We start from the raw sequence: 19,724 nt of genomic DNA, 5'->3' as shown, positions 1-19,724 counted from the left end.
TTCTCTACTTCAGAATTAAAATTCCGTAGGCGTCTAATTTTATAACATTATTTCCCGATTGAATTTCCGATCCTGAAATCAAATCTTTCCAGTTACTCTTGCCCTCCAGAAACTTAACCGATAATGTGTTTATCTCAACCGGTTCAGAATTCCTGTTTACAACCACTACAATTTCTGCATCATTATTTTTCAGTCTGTAGCTAAGAATGTTCGAATCATTATCAATTACAAAAAATTCGGGAGAGCCGAGCGAAATCAGACTGTTCTCCATACGTATCTTTGTTAGGCTTTTTATCCAGTTGAATAAATCATTGTTGAATGTTACAGGATCCGGCTGACGGTTTTTCCCGATCGGGTGAGCAGTTTCTGTTTCGAATTCCATATTGTCCCAGACCATCGGTTTACGGCAGTCGGGATCATCTCCACCCCACATTCCGGCCTCGTCGCCGTTATATACCTGAGGCGCTCCCGGCATTGTGAACTGTAATCCGTATGCCAGTTTAATCCGTTTGAGTTCTTCGTCATTTGGTTTCCGCACATCGAAATCTTTATTGTCTCTCGCATTTCCCCGGTGGTCGTACATGCCGTCTGGATTTACAGCTAGCGAACCTAAACGTTCTGTGTCATGACTTCCAAGCAGATTCATCATTCCATAGTAATTATCACCGTAATTGCTCATTATATTTTTAATTGAATCGGCAAACGTAGTTGCATCTATTTTAACTTTATCCGCAAGCACAAAATCTTTAACAGCGCGTGTGAACCTGTAATTCATTACAGCGTCGAACTGGTTGCCGAGCCATGGTTTTGCGTTGAACATTTTATAATTGTTCCAGTCCTCCCACCAGACTTCCCCTACGAGGTATGCCTCTGGATTTATTTCACGTACCCATTTCCTGAATTCCTTCCAGAAATTATGATTCACCATTTCAGCTACGTCAAGGCGCCATCCGTCAATTCCGTCCGATGGATCCCCGTCCCCGTTCGGGTCCATCCAGCGATTTACAACCGCATGAACATGTTCCCTCGGACCGGTTACTAACCCGTTTTCATCTTCTTTGATCTCCGGTAAATCACGCACACCCATCCATCCCGCATATTCAAACTCTGATTCCGTTGTATTTGGATCATCCCATTTTTTAATAATAAACCAATCTTTAAATTGAGAACTCTGCTGATTCTTAACAATATCTTTGAATGCCCAGAATTGTGTACCTGTATGGTTGAATACTCCGTCAATAATAATTTTCATATCTCTTTTATGAACTTCATCTATAAGTTTCAGAAATAGTTTATCTGCCGAAGTCCATTGCCAGGTTGATGGGTCGGAGTGGTTTTCATTTTCCCAGATCTTTCTGTCGCCTTCAGGGTCAGGTCCGAAATTATTATCTACATGATGGTAGAAAGTCGCATCGTATTTATGGAGCGAGGGGGATTCAAAAATCGGATTGAGATAAATTGCCGTAATGCCGAGATCTTTAATATAATCGAGCTTATCTATCACGCCCTGAAGATCTCCGCCGTACCTCCTGATGTTTACAATATCATAAAAGTTTTTATTCAGACTGGCTTCCCACGGCTGAAGTTTATACCAGTCGGAATTCCAGGGATGAATCTGCCAGCCCTCGGGAGTGAAATATGGCCAAGCGCCTTCCATATCTATTGGAGCCGGATCATTGTTAGTATCACCGTTAGAAAACCGTTCTGGGAATATCTGGTACCAGACAGCTTCTTTTGCCCAGGCAGGAACTTCGTTAAATTCTGTTGTTTTTTTGGATTGACAGGAATTGAAGATTATTAGAGGTAATAATAAAAGCAAGTATTTTTTCATTTTAGCCTCAGAAGGGTTAAATAATGTCTCAAATATATTTATTTGGCCTGAAAGAACTGAGGAAAAGTAGAACGGGCATGGAGAATATTTAGGAATTTTTGTATTCTTGTAACCGCTTTTTGTAGGTTTCTTTTATGGAGAGTTGGCAGAGTGGTTGTCATCGCAAAGCGAGATCCCGCTAAGCGGGAAATGCGGCGGTCTTGAGATGTATTACGTATATGTTTTAAAAAGTTTAGTAAAAGAAAGGTTTTATATTGGTCACACTTCAGATTTGCAAAATAGGTTAAACGAACATAACTCGGGAAGAACAAAATCAACAAAAACTTATATTCCCTGGTCGATCATTTACACAGAAACTTATTTAACGAGATCTGAAGCATATAAAAGAGAACTGGAAATAAAATCATATAAGAGCGGAATAAAATTTAAGCAATTATTAAAACTGGAGAGTTGGCAGAGTGGTTGAATGCGGCGGTCTTGAAAACCGTTATAGGTGCAAGCCTATCCGGGGTTCGAATCCCTGACTCTCCGCTGAGAAGTCTCGAGAAATCGGGACTTTTTTGTTTGTAAAAATGCCGAAAAAAATATGGGACACTTATAGCTATTATTATTAAATTGTTTAATAATAGTGAACATTACTTTAATAGAATCAGACAAATATTTAGATAGCGGAATACAACAAATGAAAACTTCAAAATTGTATTCAGTTTTATTTTTTATTTCCTGGATTTCAATAATATCAGTGTTTTCTTTCTGTTCCGAAAAGGATGATCTCTTAACAACCCCTGAAGATACTAATTTTGAGCTAAAAGTAACCTACCAACCCCAGGAAGTTAAATCTACTAATGGTAAAGTAAATCTTCTGTATAGTGTGGAGATTTCCAATTTTAAAAAGGATGGATATGATCTCAAAGATTTCCAGGTCTTTGATGCCGCCAACAAATCTATGCTTTGCAGTATTAAGGATACAAACAAATATTTACTCATACACAAACCCACACAGGAGAGTATACCCGATGATTTTTATTATTATCCTGGAGAGAGTCAACATGTTACTTATCGGTTTAGCGTAGGACTGGCGATGGATCCAACTGCCGTTCCCAAAAAAATAATAAACAGGCTGGTTCTGATTAAAGGAAATATCGAGAAAATTATTGAAGGAAAAGAAACAGAGGTTCTTAAAAAATCCATTCCAATAATTTCTCCTCCTCTAAGAGGAGAAAGATATGTTTCGGGAAGAACAACAATATTATTTGATAATCATCATCCCAAATCTCAAATTACATATAAAGGTAGAACAACAGCTCCAACACGTTTCTCTGTCGATTGGAATAAAATTGATGCTGCCGGAAATGCATATAGCGGAGATAGTAAAATCTGTTCAAACTGGTATGTGTATGGACAAAATGTTTATGCTGTTGCGGATGGACAGGTAGTCTCGGTAAAAGATGGGATGCCAGATCAAGCACCAGTAGGAACCGTTTCAAGCGATTTGAATTTATTTAATGGTGAAGGTAATAGTGTAGTAATGTTTATTGCCGGAGGATATGCCGTATATGCCCATTTAATTCCGAACAGCATAACAGTAAAAGCCGGCCAAATAATTGATCGGGGAACGCTTATTGGTAAAGTAGGAAATTCCGGGGCTTCTTATGCACCTCATCTTCATTTTGGTTTACATTCAGATTATCCATACTATATTTCTGAAGGACTTCCATATTATATAGATTCATTAGAAAAGACTGGTTCTGTTGGAAAAGCTGGCGGTACTTATACTACTCTGCCATTACCTATAGAGTGTAAGAATGAAATAGTGGAAAATTGGGGCGTATATAATCTTAAATGAATAATGAAACTTTATCCCAGAATCAGATTCCAAAAAACAAATTCTGGGATTTCTGATATAATAAAGCTTCAAAAATGTGGGACACTTTTAGGACATAACTCTCCAAAAACTGCTAATACGAACTAAAAACAAATAAAAATTAAAGAATGCAACGAATCCTTGACTCTCCCCGCCTATGGAAGATAGATACGCAAAACTATTGATATTCCAGAGAAATTCATGGTCTGTTATTTTAAGAGATCGAAGTCTGTCTACAATCACGCTAATTTAAAGGAGTAACTAGTGGCGGTACGGGCATTATTTGTTTTAGCTTCTCGCTCACTTTTTCAACTAAGAATAGAAACAAAACAATCAATCTATTATTAATAGTAAAAACTATTTTGAAGATGTAATTTCTTTTTTAATATCAATGGACGATTTAATAAGATTGAAATATTTTACTACTGAATGGAATACAGTTTGGTCCACACCTTCAAGTTCAGTCACTAGCTCAAAGTTGAAAATGGAATCCTTGGAAGTTAATTTTTCATACTTACCAATTTTAGATATCAGTTGAGGGTCTATCGACAGTTTAACGGCATCCATTACTCCTGCTTCTCCAAATCCGGCAAGTATTAGTATCTTGTTTTTATTTGGGCCTTCAAGCTTTATTAGTGTTCCGTAATCCTTCTGGTAATTTCCGCCCCGCAAATATCTTAATTGGTAATTCGAAATAGTATCTCCTTTCTCATTTACTATAAACAGATCAGGAGGGTAGATGTTAAATTTAATAGTTGTCTGTTTTAACGTGGAATTTAAGATGTGCAGAGTTTTTAATGGTCCGATAAAAATTATGTTATGAGTCTCGAAATCCTGCCACTTCAATTGGGATGCTGATTTCAACTCAATTTTCTTCTTAAACGAAAGTAATGTCGGAATAATTTCGGCCATACCCAGGTATGCGCTTTGTCGCAGGTAGGTAAAATTAAGTAATGAATATTTATTTAAATAATCAGGGTTATCTTTTATAAATCTTCTAAAATCGTTTTCTGAATTTATGGCGGGATCTCTAATGAATATCTCTCTGTTGGAATCGGACTCCTTTTCTGATAAGAAAACATAATCCCCAAAGACAAGCATTATTGGATGTTCGTTCCCGCGAAGAATATCTTCCCATATTGGATTTGGGATTTTGTATGTGCTGGGAACTGTTGCATTTTCTTTCGGCAGATAAATCCACTGAATAAAAATAATAACCAACATTATCAGAATTGCCGAAATAAATACAGATGCCGGTATTTTGAAGCGTTTCTTATCTTTAAAACCTACTTTTGTAAACTGTACGTGGTACTGACCCTTAGGAATTTCCAATTTATATAAATAAACATCCTGGGTTGTTAAGTAATAGTGCTCAAGCTTTCTTCTTAAAGCACTGATATATGCTCTTACAGATGTATCTTTTGTAGGGTCGAAACTGGAATCTTTTGCAAAAAATTCATGGGCTATTGTAGTTTCTTTTAGTGGTTCAGATTTAAATGATTCCTGAACAAGAAACTTTAAGAGGTCTCGGTGTCTTTTCGATTCGTGAAACTCGGGACTATTGAGTATCTGATTAAGAACAACTTCTTTTTCGGATTCATGGATCATAAGAGCGCACTTACATATTATTAAATTCGCCGGTAAAGTTAATATTTTTTTTAATAAATCATAGCTTTCAAAGTAGGGTAAAAAGTAGTTTTTTCGAATATTTTCTTAAGCAATTAGCATGTTCGTAGCTTGAATTAAGCCGTCATTATCTTGTTTGAATAGTATTCCTTATCTATATTGGTTTCAGTTCAGAGATAATTATGAAAAATTTTTTACCAGTAAAGATTTTTATAATTTTTCAAAAGACCACAAGGTATTATTACAGTATAAAAGATCAAAAAATGGTGGAGGATTAAATGGTAAAAAAAGGCATTATGCCTAAACTAATAACCTTCGCAGTATTCTTATTTCTTTTCTCAAACCTATTTGCCGGTGAAACTGGCAAGATTTCCGGTAGAATCACAGATGCGAAAACCGGTGAACCGCTTCCTTCAGCAAACATACTTATTACTGCTTCATGGGAAAATGGTGTCGAAATCCCTTTACAACAGACGATAGGTACTGCAAGTGACTTTGACGGATATTATTATATCCTAAATGTCCGGCCCGGTTCTTACAGTTTGACTGTAAGTTTTATTGGTTACGGCAAATCTATTAAAACTCAGGTGCTTGTATATGTTGATAAGACTACTGTTGTTGATTTTGCACTTGAACCGAAGGAATTCCAGAGTCAGGAAGTTGTAATTACCGCTTTCAGGGCTCCTAAAATTGAAGTAGATAGAACCTCTACTAAACAGGTCTTCAATATTAACGAAATTGAGAGCATCGCCGGTGTAAATAATGTGGAAGACATTATTGCGTTACAGGCCGATGTTGTTGACGATCATTTTCGAGGCGGCCGAGAAGGTGAATCTCTCTACCTGCTTGGAGGAGCCTCTATCAATAATCCTATTAGTGCCAGCAAGGCATTTTCACCAATCGTAACAGGTATTCAGCAGGTCGAAGTTTTTACCAGCGGATTTAGCGCAGAATACGGTAACGCTCAATCCGGTGTTGTTAATATGGTTCCTAAGGAAGGCGGTGATATCTGGCAGACGCGACTCGCTTATTCATTAGAGCTTCCTCACTACAAAACATGGGGCGGCAATCCATTTTCTACCGATTATATGCCTATGTGGGATAAACTCAGTAATGCATACGAATGGCTCAAAAACCAGGACCCACAGCTTTCAACAAGCGATGCCATGTTTAAAGATTTTTTCAACTTTTGGCCCGATGGATATATTGCAAGCCATGCCGATAGCCTTCGGCTTGCTACATTCGCAATGAAAGACTGGATTATGATGGCCAGGGATATTGGTCTTGAATATCTTATACCGATTACAAACAGAATAGATATTTCTACTGGCGGACCAGTCTCAGATAATATTAAGATATTTGTTGCTGCCAGACAGGAGGATGAAACTCCTATTGTTCCCACTCCTGTTCAGGACAGAACCCGTCAATGGCTAAGCAATTTGACGACAAATATCGATAAGAATAATAAAATTACATTATCTTTTTCTTTCAACGACAGATATAGAAATAATGTAGACGATGATCCTGACACCTGGTTTGACAGAATATTTGCAGTACCCAAAGAAACTCAAAATTCCAAATTATACGGAATCGATTATAATGGGGTTCTCAGCAATTCCAGCTTTTTCAATGTAAGTATTAAAGTACTTAGTACTTACGAAGATGAAAACCCAGAATATCTTGATCCCGATAAATATAGAAATGATGCTGCCAATGGAGAAAGAATCGGAGGCATGCAGACAAGTTATGTGGGTAGATTTAGAAATACTCCATTCGGAACTGCAAATAACATGGAGCTTAACCGGGGATACGAAAAAAGTACGACCTATAGTTTCATTGGCAGCTTTACCAGCCAGCTTGATAAGGGTAATATGATAAAAGCCGGTGTTCAGTTATCCAGCTATTATTTGAATGCATACAGAGAATCCAACCTTAAATCATTTACTGAAAAATCAGTTCTTAGTTTTACAGCTTACCCGTTTGAAGGAGGAATTTTCTTGCAGGATAAAATGGAATTTGAAGGAATGGTTGCCAATTTCGGTTTGCGGTACGACTTCTATAATTTCAATACTGACTACTTTGTTGATCAATTCAGACCAAGAATCGGAGGAGAAACAGAAAACACAAAACTCATTGGCCATCTTTCACCTCGTCTTGGTGTTTCCTTCCCGATTTCCGAGAATTCTGTCTTTCATCTAAACTACGGTGCTTTCGTTCAGCGCCCGAGTTTCAACAGGATTTATTATACAACGTGGATTTCTGAAACTGAATTCAACAGAATAGGTAATCCAACTTTGAAACCCGAAAGAACTAATGCATATGATGTTGGTATAGTTCAAGGATTGCCATTTGGAATTACTCTCGATGTAAGTGCTTATTACAAGGATGTTAAAGATCTAGTGCATGAAGCTGCGTTCTTTAGCAACACCGGAGATTTCTATGTGGGATATGGTAATCTCGACTATGCAAATATCAGAGGTTTTCACGTCAATCTTGAAAAAATGGACAGTAAATTCAAAACTTACCTTAATTATAATTATCAGATTTCCACAGGCAAAGCATCAGATCCAGGTGACCAAAATATAGTTGAAGTTTACGAAGATGCTAAAAGACAGACGGAGAGAAGTCCAAAAGATATTTTAATGGATTACGACAGAACTCACAGATTTGTTGCCAATATTAGCTACAGTACAGATAAAGATGAAGGTCCCGAAATATTCGGCACTCATTTGTTCGGGCATATGAATTTTTCTGCAACCCTCAGATTCCAGTCCGGTCAGCCTTATACCGATGACGATCATTTTCTCGGACTTATTTACAACAAGAGAATGCCGGATGAATTTGATCTTAGAATCAGAGTTCAGAAGGCTTTCAAAATTGCAGACGTAACATATATGATCTATCTTGAAGGATTTAACATTCTGAATCAGAAAGTTTTCAATTCAGCTGTATTCGACGACAATAGTGAACTGAATCTGCTTAAGAGATATAAAAACGGCGAAAGGGAAAGTCTGGTCTGGTACGATTGGAAAGAAAGCGGCGGAAGAGAAGACTATTATGCTAACAGATACAAAGTGAGTATGGAACAAACAATTTATAGAAATATGCCGCGTTATTTCAGAATTGGTCTTGAGATGAGACTGTAATGGCACCTTCTTTCTATAAAAATGAAATGAAAATTAATGAGGGACAAATGAATATAATTAAACCTAAGAATTTAATTTTGCTGCTAGTATTTTTGTTTGGGTTTTTTTCCTCAGGCAGTTTTGGTCAATCTGGCAACTACGACCAGCAAGCGTATGAAATTATGAACAGGGGAATGCTCTGGCAAACTATATTCAATTCGGGAATGCTTAGCCAGGCATGGAACCTTGACATAAGAAAAACAGACTTACCGTTCATGCAGTGGCCTCCCCGTTCTGCCTTTACCTACAATTCGATTGAATATTCAGGAATGCAAAACAGTTTTGGAGGCGCGATTTATCTTTCTGCAAATGTTCCCGGGCAGTGGGGCCTTGGTCCAAACAGTAACCGACTTGCTTCATTTGCCGGAGGCGTTGGTAAGGGTTCAAATGTTGAAGCTCCCTGGGGAAGATGGACCTATCCTTTGAGTGGGCAGTCCATTGAGAGAATTGAGAATTTCCCAGTTCGTGAAGATGGCTCCCTTAATCCAAGTTATGATCCCAACGAAGCTGAACTGAAGGTTATTACAAAATGGGCCATGAGCGACCAGGATAAGTCGAGAGGGTTAGGCGTTACAGTTACTAGAGTTTCACGCCAGTGGTCATTCCCTGATTACGATGATATGATAATCCATGAATATACTTTTGAAAATACAGGCGATCTGGATGGCGACGGTGTTTCTGATGTTCAGAGAACTCTGGTTGATGTACTCGTTCAATTTGTTTATGGAATGTCTCCTAATATGTACGGCTCACAACGCTATTACAATTATGAATGGGTAATAAGGGAAGATCAGACCGCATTTTGGGATCCGTCCTACTGGATGCAGTATAATCAGGTGCTTGCTGTTAAAGGTGACACACTTTTAGCAGGAAGACCCGAACCGGATCCGGCAAACTTTCAATTGTACGCTACAACCGGACTATATGGAGGCGGTTTGATGTCCCCGGCTGCTGCAGGGTTTGCGATGCTTTATTATGATACCAATAAACTCGAAATTATTGATTACAATAATCCCGATAGAAATGAATCTATTCAGGTTGTCCAGAATAAACTTATAGAAAATGTTGATTCGACAGGTAATTCAGTTAATCTTAATCCGGATGGACGACCTAAACAACCGTGGGGATGCTATCAGGGTAAAGATCCGGCTTTCCTTGATAAAATATGGGAGAAGATTCATCGTCTCGATGATCGCTGGGGCACTATGTATCCGACCCCCGATAAAAATACTAAAAATATATGGGTTCCAGATCTTATATGGATCGGAAGGATGCAGCCGATTATTGAAGGCGGGGGAGATAAAGATAACGACCATCCATACCGCTCTCTGCAGTTTGGTCCTTATAAACTTGAACACGGTCAGAAAATTAAATTTGCGGTTGCCGAAGTTGTCGGTTACGGTGCAAGACGTAGTCATAATGTTGTTGGCGGTAGAATTCCGGGACCCCAGCTTCAACCAGTTAAAGGAACAGACTGGCACAAGCGTATCAAAGTTACGAGAGGTGGAATTACAGCCGAAACAATGGATTATCTTAATGATTACGGCTATCCAGATTACGTAAATTCAAATGTAAGAACAGTTCAGGATGTTGCTCATAAAGCATTCGAAGCCTATTCCGGAAAGCAGATTCCACTGCCGGAGACATGGGCTTCAGGTAATCCCCAGTGCTGGCCAGAAAATAATCCCGATGCCGGTGTGTATAATATCCCGATACCTATTCCAGCCCCTAAACTTGATATTGTTAGTACTTCAACAGGAACGGTTAGAGTTAACTGGGGTAAACAGGTTGAAGAGTTTGAAAATCTTTATGCCAATAGAGTCTCTGGTAAATTGTCCGGCTTTAAAATTTACAGATCCGATTATGAAATGGGACCCTGGAAATTGCTGGGTACAGTTAATCGCAACTCATTGAATGAGGATGATCTTTACGAATTCGAAGATGTAGACAGAACTTTTAAAATTGAGGAATCCAAATTTTACTCAGTTACTTCTCTTGATGAGCATGGGAACGAGAGCGGTAAGACTAATATTACGAAAATTAAAAAGACTATTGGAGCGGTAGATAAACTCGGACAGGTTTATGTCGTTCCTAATCCTTTTGTCCTTAATTCAGGATTTACCGGTAACAATGCCGAAAGGATGCTCGGATTCTACGGTCTGCCTGAAAAATGCACCATATATATTTTCTCTACTGCTGGTCAGAGAGTTATGACTATTGAACATGATGAACCAGTATATTCAAATAATTGGGGACAGGTTACGATCAATCATCAGGACCTTGCATCGGGTCTCTATTATTTTGTCGTAACAACGCCGGAAGGGGATAAATCAACCGGAAAATTTATTGTAATAAAATAACCAGTAACTGGTATTTTATTCAAAAATTATAAGGGTACTTCTTATGAATGGAAAAATAAAAATTTTATCGATTACAACCGTTTTACTAATCTTCTTTGCGGTTATTGTAAATGCCCAGAATAAGGTAGGTACAACTTCATTTCAGTTCCTGAAAGTTATGCCGGGTACAAGAACCACAGCACTGGGTCAATCAGTTGTTTCGTTTGTCAACGGAGCTGAGTCGATGTTCTCCAATCCGGCAGGGATTGCTGAAATAAACAATTATGAAATCCAACTATCTCATCTGGACTGGTTTATTGACACAAAAATTTACTCGGCTGCAGTTGCATTTAATCTGGGATACTTCACAATTGGTGTATTCGGATCTTACTGGGATTACGGACAGATTGCTGTAACTGATGTCGCCCACCTAAAATTCAGCGACGATTATACTTATTTCAATCCGGGACTTACCGGGCAGATAATAAATCCTTCAGCTCAGTATATAGGTGTTTCATTAGCGCGAAAACTTACTGATAAATTCAACTTTGGTCTTTCGCTGAAGTATGTACGCGAAGATTTGATTGCTGCAAAGTCATCGGTCTTTGCTTTTGACGGAGGTCTTACTTACGAAACCGGATATAAATCAATCAAGCTCGGCGGCTCAATAAACAACTTTGGTCTTAGCGAAGTAAAATTCCTAGATAAGAAAGACGTTATCCAGGTAAATCAGAATTATAAACCTGGAGTAGATTCACCTAATGACTCGCTTATCACTAAAACAATTAACGGAGAATCTTTCCCGATACCGCAGACATTTGCTTTTGGCGTATCGGCCTATCTAATCGCTCCGGGCGAATCGCTTTTCCTTCAAGATGATAGTATGAAACTGCTCGTTGCTTATCAGATTCAGCATCCAAGGGATTATGATATGCAGCATAATATCGGACTGGAATTTACATTTATGGATATTATATCATTGAGAGGCGGTTACAAATTCAATTATGATGAAGAAAGTTATACCTTCGGAGTCGGTCTCCGGTACAGTGGTTTTGATATTGGTTACGCTTATGATCCATTCGGTGAAATTCTGGAATCTGTACACCGTTTTTCGATTTCATTCAGGGCCGATTAAAAAAGAGCCAAGTTAAAAAGTTTAAGGAGAATCATAAATATGGCAGCCTATTCAAATTTTAGAAACATCCGCAAGAATATGATAGTTACTTTTATCTCTCTGTTCTTCTTATCTGTAAACCTCCTTGCACAAAGAAACGGGGATGTGCTATCATTTCAGGGATTGGACGAACCAAATGATATTAGTCCAAAAGCACTGGCGTTGGGGGGCGCTTTCACAGCGGCTTCGGGTGAACTGGGAAATATTTTCTACAATCCTGCTGGGCTTGCAAAGATAAGTAGACTTCAGATATCTGTTTCGGCAGCTTATAGCAGCCGTTTATGGCGCGACAATCAAATCTGGTTATCAGGCGGCAGTTATAAAATGCTTCCACAATATATGGAGAACCTTTACACTCCTCCCGTAGAGTTCAATGGGATCTGGAGCGATTCACTCGGCAATCCGTTCGGATTAACATGGGATCCATCGCAGGTGCAAAATCCGGTTATAGGCGTTGATCCTTACAGTAAAGAAGCTGCCGATGCCGAGAATTCAATTAATAAATTCGCTTTCAGCCAGATTGCTGTCGCTTTTCCTTTTCAGATTTCGGAATTGAAATTTACTGCTGCGGCTGCTCTAAATCTAAATTATAATCCAGTTGATTACGATTGGAATGGGGACCATCTTGATCCGCACTGGGGTACATCTTTCGATTTCTCTCAGCTGGCTCCGGCTGACAGTATTGTAAGAGCAAACTGGGATATCTATACAAGAGAAAGATCTAACGGAATTAAGAATCTTAAAGGTGCTCTGGCTTTTGAGCTTAATAAAAATATTCAGATTGGTGTGGGATTTACTTCGATGTTTGGAAGTACGGATGATAATATCACGCTGAACAGAATTGGTTACTTTCAATTTATTCAGACCGGAGACGTTTGGTCTTTCTCATATGAAAACAGGAAAGCAGTAAGATCCGGAACTTCAACTTTTTCTTCTTTAATGTTTAATGTCGGCGGACTGATAGCTTTCAGAAATCTGGATATTGGATTCAATTTGGATATGCCCTATACAGTAACAAGAGATTGGGATTATACAGATGTTGTTGCAAACAATGCCGGAACTTTATCAACAAATGCAAGCGGAACAGATAAGATGAAAGTTCCTCTCTGTTTTAATATTGGTCTTAAATTCATGCCTCTGAAAAATTTCTCAATATATGCCGACCTTGCTTCAAAACCCTTCAGCAAGAATGAATTTGAAAGCACCTCTGCTATTGATTCAACAAATACCCCGGTATGGACTAACCAGTACACTTTTGCAGGGGGATTCGAATACAGATTTAACGAAGAACTTACACTTATGGCAGGTTACCGCAACAGAACATCAACATTCGTTGGCTATGGAAATGCAGTAAGAAATCAGGGCGCCCCTGTTGACAGTTACACGTTCGGAGCCTCTTATGTTCTACCTGTTGGACAGGTAACCATCGCATATGAATACAGAAAACTGAAATATTACGATGTTTATTTCACTAGCAGGAATTACACTCTTGTTTCAACCGACAATATAATATTGGGATATACTTTTTCGTTCTAAGTAACTAATTAAAATTCAACAGGAGGTTTTATATGAAAAAAACATTACTAGCTGTAGCAGCGCTGCTTTTCATCACAGGATTGACACATGGTCAGACTAACGTAGCCCCGGGTGATGGAACCCTAAGCGCAGCAATAAGAGCAGCGTCAAGCGGAGCTGTTCTTGTACTCCAAAGCGGAGGAGTTTATACAGAATCAGTTGATACTTTTTTTGTCCTTGGCGGTAAGGAAATTAAAATCAAAGCCGCTGACGGTTTTACGGTAAGACCGGTTATTAAAAACCTGACTGTTAAAACAGGAACACTCGGAAGGTCTAACGGATTTTTATTAGGTGCTGACGACGGCCTTGAATTAGAAGGAATTGAAATTGACGGGCTTGAACCTGATACAACCACGTACCGTTCCATGGGCAATGCGATCACTTTTATTGCCGGAACAAATTACACTGTTAAGTATGTGAAGTTAAAAAATTGTTTGTTTAAGAACTTTGAGTCGAGGGCTATTGACGGAGCAGGTGATGAGTATACAAACAAAAACGTGAAGCTGGAAAGCCTGTTGATGGAAAACTGTTTGTTCACAAATGCTGATAACGTATTTAACTTTAAAGATTTTCTGCTTGGAAATGTTGAAGCAAAAAATTGTACTTTCTGGAATGTTAGAAGCGGAAGGGTATTTAGAATAATGATGCCAGTAAATCCGACTGTTTTAATTGATCATTGTACATTTGATGATGTCGGAGTGGCAGACAGATGCATTGACACTAAAGACAACACCGCTGCCTGGACAATTAAGAATAGCAGTTTCTCAAATTCCAAAGGTACTCCCTCAGGTGAAATAGTAAGAATTTACGGATCGAACACTGTTATTAAAAATTGTAATTTCTTTAATACCGGTACTACAAATATCAAATTAAATTCCGGGGCAACTTCAGCTTCGATAACAACCGACGATCCGAAGTATACGAATGCAGCAAACGGCGATTTCACTCTAGCAACAGATTCTCCGCTTCTTGGTAAAGGCGACGACGGCAAGGCAATCGGTGATCTGAGATGGGATCCTACTGCTACTTCAATTAGTCCTGAATCAAATCAGATCCCAACTGGCTTCACTCTCTATCAGAATTATCCGAATCCGTTTAACCCGGCAACCAGAATCAGATTTGATCTTCCTGAATCAGGATTCGCATCCCTGAAAGTATTCAATCTTCTCGGACAGGAAGTTGCTGAATTAGTTAGCGAAGAACTGGTAGCGGGAAGCTATAATGTCGATTTCGACGCATCGAATCTTACTTCCGGAATTTATCTCTATCAACTGAAATCGAATGGATTTACAAAAACATATAAAATGATGTTGATGAAATAATTATCCAGTTGCCCCCGCGGAGCTATTCCTGCGGGGGCACATTTATTATTAGATATGATTATTCAAACAATATCCAGAATTAGAAGACAAAAAAATGAGCGATTCTCAAATCGACAGAAGATCTTTCGTTAAAAATCTTGGGCTACTTGCTACAGCTATGCTGATATCACCCAAAAGCGGTAAATCCTTTGTGAATAAAAATTCTAGCCCTAACATTATTTTTATTTTGGCAGACGATCTTGGTTACGGCGACCTCGGATCTTATGGTCAAACAAAAATTAAAACTCCTAACCTCGATAAAATGGCACAGGAAGGTTTACGGTTTACATCAGCCTACTCGGGCAGTCCTGTATGCGCACCTTCCCGTAATTGTTTGATGACAGGTCAGCATACCGGTCATACTACGGTTCGACAAAATAAAAGTGATCTAACAGATGATCGGGTTCCGTTACTCCCGGAGGATACTACTGTCGCAGAAATCCTAAAAAAGGCCGGATATGTCACCGGAATGATCGGCAAGTGGGGTCTTGGTGAACCGGGAACCTCGGGTGAACCGAATAAAAAAGGATTCGACTATTTTTTCGGTTATCTGAATCAGAACCACGCTCACTATTATTATCCGGAATTTCTTTACAGAAATACTGAAAAGGTTTTTTATGATGATAACAAAAATGGTAAAAGAGGTACCTACTCATATGATCTTTTTGAAAAAGAGGCTCTCGATTTTATCGACATGAATAAGACCAAACCGTTTTTCCTTTATCTTCCGTTTACAACTCCTCACGCAGAATTGCTTGTTCCCGAAGATTCCTTAAATGAATACAAAGGAAAATTTATTGAGGATAAACCGTTCAAAAATAATGAGAAAAGCGGCTATGCTACTCAGATGACCCCGCATGCTGCTTACGCTGCTATGATAACAAGGATGGATAGAGGTATCGGACAGATTTTTGAAAAATTAAAAACTCTGGGTCTGGATGAGAATACTATCGTATTTTTTTCCAGTGATAATGGTCCTAGCGATGCAGGTGGAATTGACGCAGAATTTTTCAATAGTGCCGGTCCGCTTAGGGGAGCTAAACATGATCTCTATGAAGGCGGCATAAGAGTTCCTTCAATTGTTAGATGGCCGGGAGTTGTTGAACCAGGTACAACAAGCGAACTGCCCTGGGCTTTCTGCGACTTTCTTCCGACAGTAGCAGACCTCGTAAAAATTAATTCTCCGGAGGAAATTGATGGAATTTCAATTCTCCCGGAAATTCTAAGCAAAAATAAGGTTAAGAGGGAATATCTTTATTGGGAAATCAAAGTTGGAAATAAAAATTTTTTGCAGGCGGTTAGAATCGGTAACTGGAAGGCAATTCGTTCTAATCCCGAATCACCGGTTGAACTCTACAACCTTTCGATCGATCTCGCTGAAAAAAATAATGTAGCGGATAAGCACCCCGATATCATTGATAAGGCAATAAAGCTTTTTGAAGAATCACATTTTGAATCTAAACATTGGCCTATGCCTCGTGTTAAAAACCGGCCATCATCAAAATAATATCGCATCATAATATGTTTAATAAATGCTTTGTCGAATATTAAAGATTTGGAGAAACAATGGATAAAATTACTCGAAGAGATTTTAATAAGAAATTAATGATGGGGATCGCAGGATTTTCTGCCGTAAGCTCAAATATAATTTTCTCAGCTCAGTCCGGTTTTTTTGCTCCTTCAAAAGATAAAAGACCAAATTTTGTTTTTATATCATCAGATCAGCATAATGCAAAGTATCTCGGTTTTATGGGGCATCCTTTTGTTAAAACGCCTAACCTTGATAAAATCGCCGAACGTGGAATTGTGTTCAGCAATACATATTGCGGTAATCCGGTTTGTGCACCTGCACGAAGCAGTATGATGACCGGCATGTATGCTTCCGACGTCAATTCTTTTTGTAACTCAACCGTATATGATGGTTCCTATCCCACCTGGGCAAAACGGCTAAAAGATAGCGGATATTATTGCTGGGCAACGGGTAAGCAGGATTTAAATCCCGAAGTTGATATGGGATTTGTTGAAGTGGATGTTGACCACGGACACTCCAAAAAACCCGATATTACTTCATTGCTCAGACGCCCGTGCATTTACAGGGTTGGTGAAAGAGAAACTGTTGATGGTAAATCGCGGACTTCTCCGAGCAACGATAAAGTCGACGCAGATCTTGCTCTTAATTTCTTAAAGAATGAGTCGGGAAAACTAAACAAACCATGGGTTTGTTATGTCGGATTTCATATGCCCCATCCAAAGTTTGTCGGATGGAAAAAATATTATGATTATTATCTGGATAAAGTTGAGGTTCCCGAAGTCTCTATAGAAGAACTTGAAAATCTGCCGCTTCCTTATCAGGAGCTTAGAAATTTCAAAAGAATATCCACTCCAATTCCAACAGACAGAATTAAAAGAGCAATTGCATCCTACTTTGCTATGATCACGGAATTGGATGACTATATAGGACAAATTTATAATGCACTTGAAGAAACCGGTCAGCTTGATAATACTTATTTTATTTACACTTCTGATCACGGAGAAGCTCTTGGCGAACACGGCCTCTGGCTTAAGGATAATTTGTATGATGTCGCCGCAAGAGTCCCCCTTGTAATTTCAGGACCCGGTTTAAAGAATTCAAAGAGAATTCAGAATCCTGTTGGACATATTGATCTCGCAGCTACTATACTTGAACTTTCCGGGATTAAAAAGATTAACGAGCTGAGAGGGACTTCTCTATTACCCTTAGTTAATGGTGAAGAATCAAAAGGACCCGAATTCGCATATTCAGAATCCCATCCCGGAGGAAATCCTACCGGTTCTTGTATGATACGCAAAGGTGATTGGAAGCTGATCCACTTTTCTTATTATGAAGATATGTTGTTCGATATGAAGAACGACCCCGATGAAAAGAATAACTTGATTAATGATCCGAAGTTCAAAGAGAAAGCTGTTGAAATGAGAAATCTTCTTTACAGCAAGGTGAATCCCGAGGAGATTACTGACCGTGCTTTTAAACGTCAGGATAATATGCTGAATGAATTTACTGAAAAGATGAACGAGGAGGAGCTAACAGAATTGTTTAAAAGCAGATTGGGTGAAGGTCAGGCCCGGGTTATTGCCCGTAAACTTAAAAAAGAATATTTAGTTAAAAACTAGAAAAAATTAATCGAACGATTTTTTTTCGGAAAAGATTTATTGTGAATGTGTGCCAGAATTAACGCTAGTATTTGAAAAGGATTTGAATCGGAACAGTTGGTTTTCCAGATCTCTAATTATGCAGGAGAAAATATGGCTGGATCAAAAAACTTTAGACCGAATTTTGTCTTCATTACTTCAGATCAGCACGGCTCAAAATATCTTGGTCTTATGGGGCATCCGATTGTTAAAACTCCAAATCTCGATAAAATTGCTGATGGCGGAGTTGTATTCCTAAATTCTTATTGCGGGAATCCTGTCTGTGTACCCTCAAGAAGCAGTATGATGACCGGAATGTACGCTTCTGACGTCAATTCATTTTGTAACTCAACCGTATATGATGGTTCATATCCCACATGGGCTAAACAACTAAGAGATGAAGGTTATTATTGCTGGGCTACCGGTAAACAGGATTTAAATCCCGAAATTGATATGGGCTTTGTTGAAGAGGATGTTGACCACGAACACTTTACTAAGCCGGACATAACTTCTCTTTTCAGACGGCCCTGTACTTATCGGGTCGATGAAAGAGGAATAGTAAATGGCAAATCAATAAAAACCAGAAATCCGGATAAGTCTAACGCAGAACTCGCAATTGATTTCATTAAGAATAAAACCAAAACTCTTAATCAGCCGTGGATTTGTTATGTAGGGTTTCATATGCCTCATCCAAGGTTTGTTGGATTGGAAAGCTATTATGACTATTACCTGCCGAAGGTTGAAGTAGCAGAAACAGAAATTGATGAACTTGAAAATCTTCCGCTTCCTTATCAGAAACTAAGGGACTTCAAAAGGATTTCCACACCAATACCGGAAGATAGAATTCGTAGGGCAAAAGCTGCTTACTTTGCAATGATTTCGGAAATGGATGAATATATTGGCGAAATCTATCAGGCTCTTCAGGATTCCGGTCAAATTGAGAACACATATTTTATTTATACGTCCGATCACGGCGAGTCATTGGGAGAGCATGGTTTGTGGTTTAAAAACAATCTCTACGATGTGGCGGCAAAAATACCTCTTATTATTTCAGGACCTAATCTGGTGTCATCAAGAAAAATTAATCATCCGGTCGGTCATATTGATCTTGCTGCCACAATCCTTGAAATCGGTGGAATTAACAATGACTCACGGCTTAGAGGAAAATCTCTCCTTCCTTTAATTAAAGGTGAAACGGAGAAGGAGCCTGAGTTTGTTTATTCAGAATCTTTTTCTGAAGGAAATATTACTGGATCCTGTATGATAAGGAAAGGAAACTGGAAACTGATCTACTTCTCATATTACGATTCTCTGCTTTTTAATTTGGAGAATGATCCTGATGAAAAAAATAACTTAATCAACGACCCGCAATATAAAGTGAAGGCTGATGAATTGAAGAAATTGCTTCTCAGTATTGCAAATCCGGATTCAATCACTGACCGCGCTTTCGATCTTCAGGATAAAATGCTGGCACAGTTTGTTGGAAAAAATAACCAGCATGAATTGATGCAGATATTAAAAGGACGCTTGGGAGACGGACAGGCAATAATATTATCAAAGCAGCTTAAAAACGAATCTTACTCTTAATCTTGAAGGATTAG

12 protein-coding genes and 1 tRNA gene are annotated in these 19,724 nt (G+C 38.7%); 11 read left to right on the top strand and 2 right to left on the bottom strand.

Annotation, left to right across the window (positions count from 1 at the left end; translation table 11 throughout):
* Positions 1-4: 4 nt before the first annotated feature.
* A complete protein-coding gene (locus PLZ15_02235; GenBank protein ID HOI28551.1) occupies positions 5-1,831 on the bottom strand; it encodes a glycoside hydrolase family 13 protein in 1,827 nt (608 codons plus the stop codon).
* A gap of 205 nt (positions 1,832-2,036) precedes the next feature.
* Between PLZ15_02235 and PLZ15_02230 the strand changes: the two genes are divergently transcribed.
* The 3 genes from PLZ15_02230 (at position 2,037) to PLZ15_02220 (ending at position 3,677) form a co-directional block, all read left to right on the top strand.
* Positions 2,037-2,297 (top strand): GIY-YIG nuclease family protein, encoded by a 261-nt coding sequence (locus PLZ15_02230; protein ID HOI28550.1) that lies wholly within the window; start codon positions 2,037-2,039, stop codon positions 2,295-2,297.
* A tRNA-Ser gene (locus PLZ15_02225) sits at positions 2,276-2,362 on the top strand. The genes PLZ15_02230 and PLZ15_02225 overlap by 22 nt, the downstream gene beginning before the upstream one ends.
* A 151-nt stretch (positions 2,363-2,513) precedes the next feature.
* Entirely contained in the window at positions 2,514-3,677 is a 1,164-nt protein-coding gene (locus tag PLZ15_02220; protein HOI28549.1) for a M23 family metallopeptidase, read from the top strand.
* A gap of 375 nt (positions 3,678-4,052) precedes the next feature.
* On the opposite strand, the gene PLZ15_02215 is transcribed toward PLZ15_02220, so the two are convergent.
* The gene (locus PLZ15_02215) at positions 4,053-5,303 is read right to left on the bottom strand and encodes a hypothetical protein (GenBank protein ID HOI28548.1); all 1,251 of its coding nucleotides are present in this window, start codon (positions 5,301-5,303) and stop codon (positions 4,053-4,055) included.
* A 296-nt stretch (positions 5,304-5,599) separates the two neighbouring features.
* Here PLZ15_02215 and PLZ15_02210 point away from each other — a divergent pair, with 296 nt between their 5' ends.
* From PLZ15_02210 to PLZ15_02175, 8 genes are all read left to right on the top strand, one after another.
* Entirely contained in the window at positions 5,600-8,467 is a 2,868-nt protein-coding gene (locus tag PLZ15_02210; GenBank protein ID HOI28547.1) for a TonB-dependent receptor, read from the top strand.
* 173 nt (positions 8,468-8,640) lie between these two features.
* Positions 8,641-10,866, top strand: coding sequence for a T9SS type A sorting domain-containing protein (locus tag PLZ15_02205; protein HOI28546.1), 2,226 nt, complete (start codon positions 8,641-8,643; stop codon positions 10,864-10,866).
* Positions 10,867-10,909: 43 nt separating this feature from the next.
* Positions 10,910-11,980 (top strand): PorV/PorQ family protein, encoded by a 1,071-nt coding sequence (locus tag PLZ15_02200; GenBank protein ID HOI28545.1) that lies wholly within the window; start codon positions 10,910-10,912, stop codon positions 11,978-11,980.
* Positions 11,981-12,019: 39 nt separating this feature from the next.
* A complete protein-coding gene (locus PLZ15_02195) occupies positions 12,020-13,555 on the top strand; it encodes an outer membrane protein transport protein (GenBank protein HOI28544.1) in 1,536 nt (511 codons plus the stop codon).
* A 32-nt stretch (positions 13,556-13,587) separates the two neighbouring features.
* Positions 13,588-14,916 (top strand): DUF5123 domain-containing protein, encoded by a 1,329-nt coding sequence (locus tag PLZ15_02190; GenBank protein ID HOI28543.1) that lies wholly within the window; start codon positions 13,588-13,590, stop codon positions 14,914-14,916.
* A gap of 94 nt (positions 14,917-15,010) precedes the next feature.
* Positions 15,011-16,462 carry an arylsulfatase gene (locus PLZ15_02185; GenBank protein HOI28542.1) on the top strand — a complete coding sequence of 484 codons (1,452 nt, stop codon included), beginning with the start codon at positions 15,011-15,013 and terminating at the stop codon, positions 16,460-16,462.
* 59 nt (positions 16,463-16,521) lie between these two features.
* Positions 16,522-18,105, top strand: coding sequence for a sulfatase-like hydrolase/transferase (locus tag PLZ15_02180; protein ID HOI28541.1), 1,584 nt, complete (start codon positions 16,522-16,524; stop codon positions 18,103-18,105).
* Positions 18,106-18,237: 132 nt separating this feature from the next.
* A complete protein-coding gene (locus PLZ15_02175; GenBank protein HOI28540.1) occupies positions 18,238-19,710 on the top strand; it encodes a sulfatase-like hydrolase/transferase in 1,473 nt (490 codons plus the stop codon).
* The last annotated feature ends 14 nt before the right edge of the window (positions 19,711-19,724 follow it).

The organism is Melioribacteraceae bacterium, assembly GCA_035362835.1.
In the GTDB taxonomy this organism is placed as follows: Bacteria; Bacteroidota; Ignavibacteria; order Ignavibacteriales; family Melioribacteraceae; genus DSXH01.
The sequence above is the reverse complement of the archived record's forward strand: the minus strand, read 5'-3'. Positions and strand labels throughout refer to the sequence as shown.

What these genes read in the sequence shown, in the direction of transcription:
- PLZ15_02235 (HOI28551.1), bottom strand. Translation starts at nt 1,831, where the DNA reads ATGAAAAAATACTTGCTTTTATTATTACCTCTAATAATCTTCAATTCC.
- PLZ15_02230 (HOI28550.1), top strand. Translation starts at nt 2,037, where the DNA reads ATGTATTACGTATATGTTTTAAAAAGTTTAGTAAAAGAAAGGTTTTAT.
- PLZ15_02220 (HOI28549.1), top strand. Translation starts at nt 2,514, where the DNA reads ATGAAAACTTCAAAATTGTATTCAGTTTTATTTTTTATTTCCTGGATT.
- PLZ15_02215 (HOI28548.1), bottom strand. Translation starts at nt 5,303, where the DNA reads ATGATCCATGAATCCGAAAAAGAAGTTGTTCTTAATCAGATACTCAAT.
- PLZ15_02210 (HOI28547.1), top strand. Translation starts at nt 5,600, where the DNA reads ATGGTAAAAAAAGGCATTATGCCTAAACTAATAACCTTCGCAGTATTC.
- PLZ15_02205 (HOI28546.1), top strand. Translation starts at nt 8,641, where the DNA reads ATGCTCTGGCAAACTATATTCAATTCGGGAATGCTTAGCCAGGCATGG.
- PLZ15_02200 (HOI28545.1), top strand. Translation starts at nt 10,910, where the DNA reads ATGAATGGAAAAATAAAAATTTTATCGATTACAACCGTTTTACTAATC.
- PLZ15_02195 (HOI28544.1), top strand. Translation starts at nt 12,020, where the DNA reads ATGGCAGCCTATTCAAATTTTAGAAACATCCGCAAGAATATGATAGTT.
- PLZ15_02190 (HOI28543.1), top strand. Translation starts at nt 13,588, where the DNA reads ATGAAAAAAACATTACTAGCTGTAGCAGCGCTGCTTTTCATCACAGGA.
- PLZ15_02185 (HOI28542.1), top strand. Translation starts at nt 15,011, where the DNA reads ATGAGCGATTCTCAAATCGACAGAAGATCTTTCGTTAAAAATCTTGGG.
- PLZ15_02180 (HOI28541.1), top strand. Translation starts at nt 16,522, where the DNA reads ATGGATAAAATTACTCGAAGAGATTTTAATAAGAAATTAATGATGGGG.
- PLZ15_02175 (HOI28540.1), top strand. Translation starts at nt 18,238, where the DNA reads ATGGCTGGATCAAAAAACTTTAGACCGAATTTTGTCTTCATTACTTCA.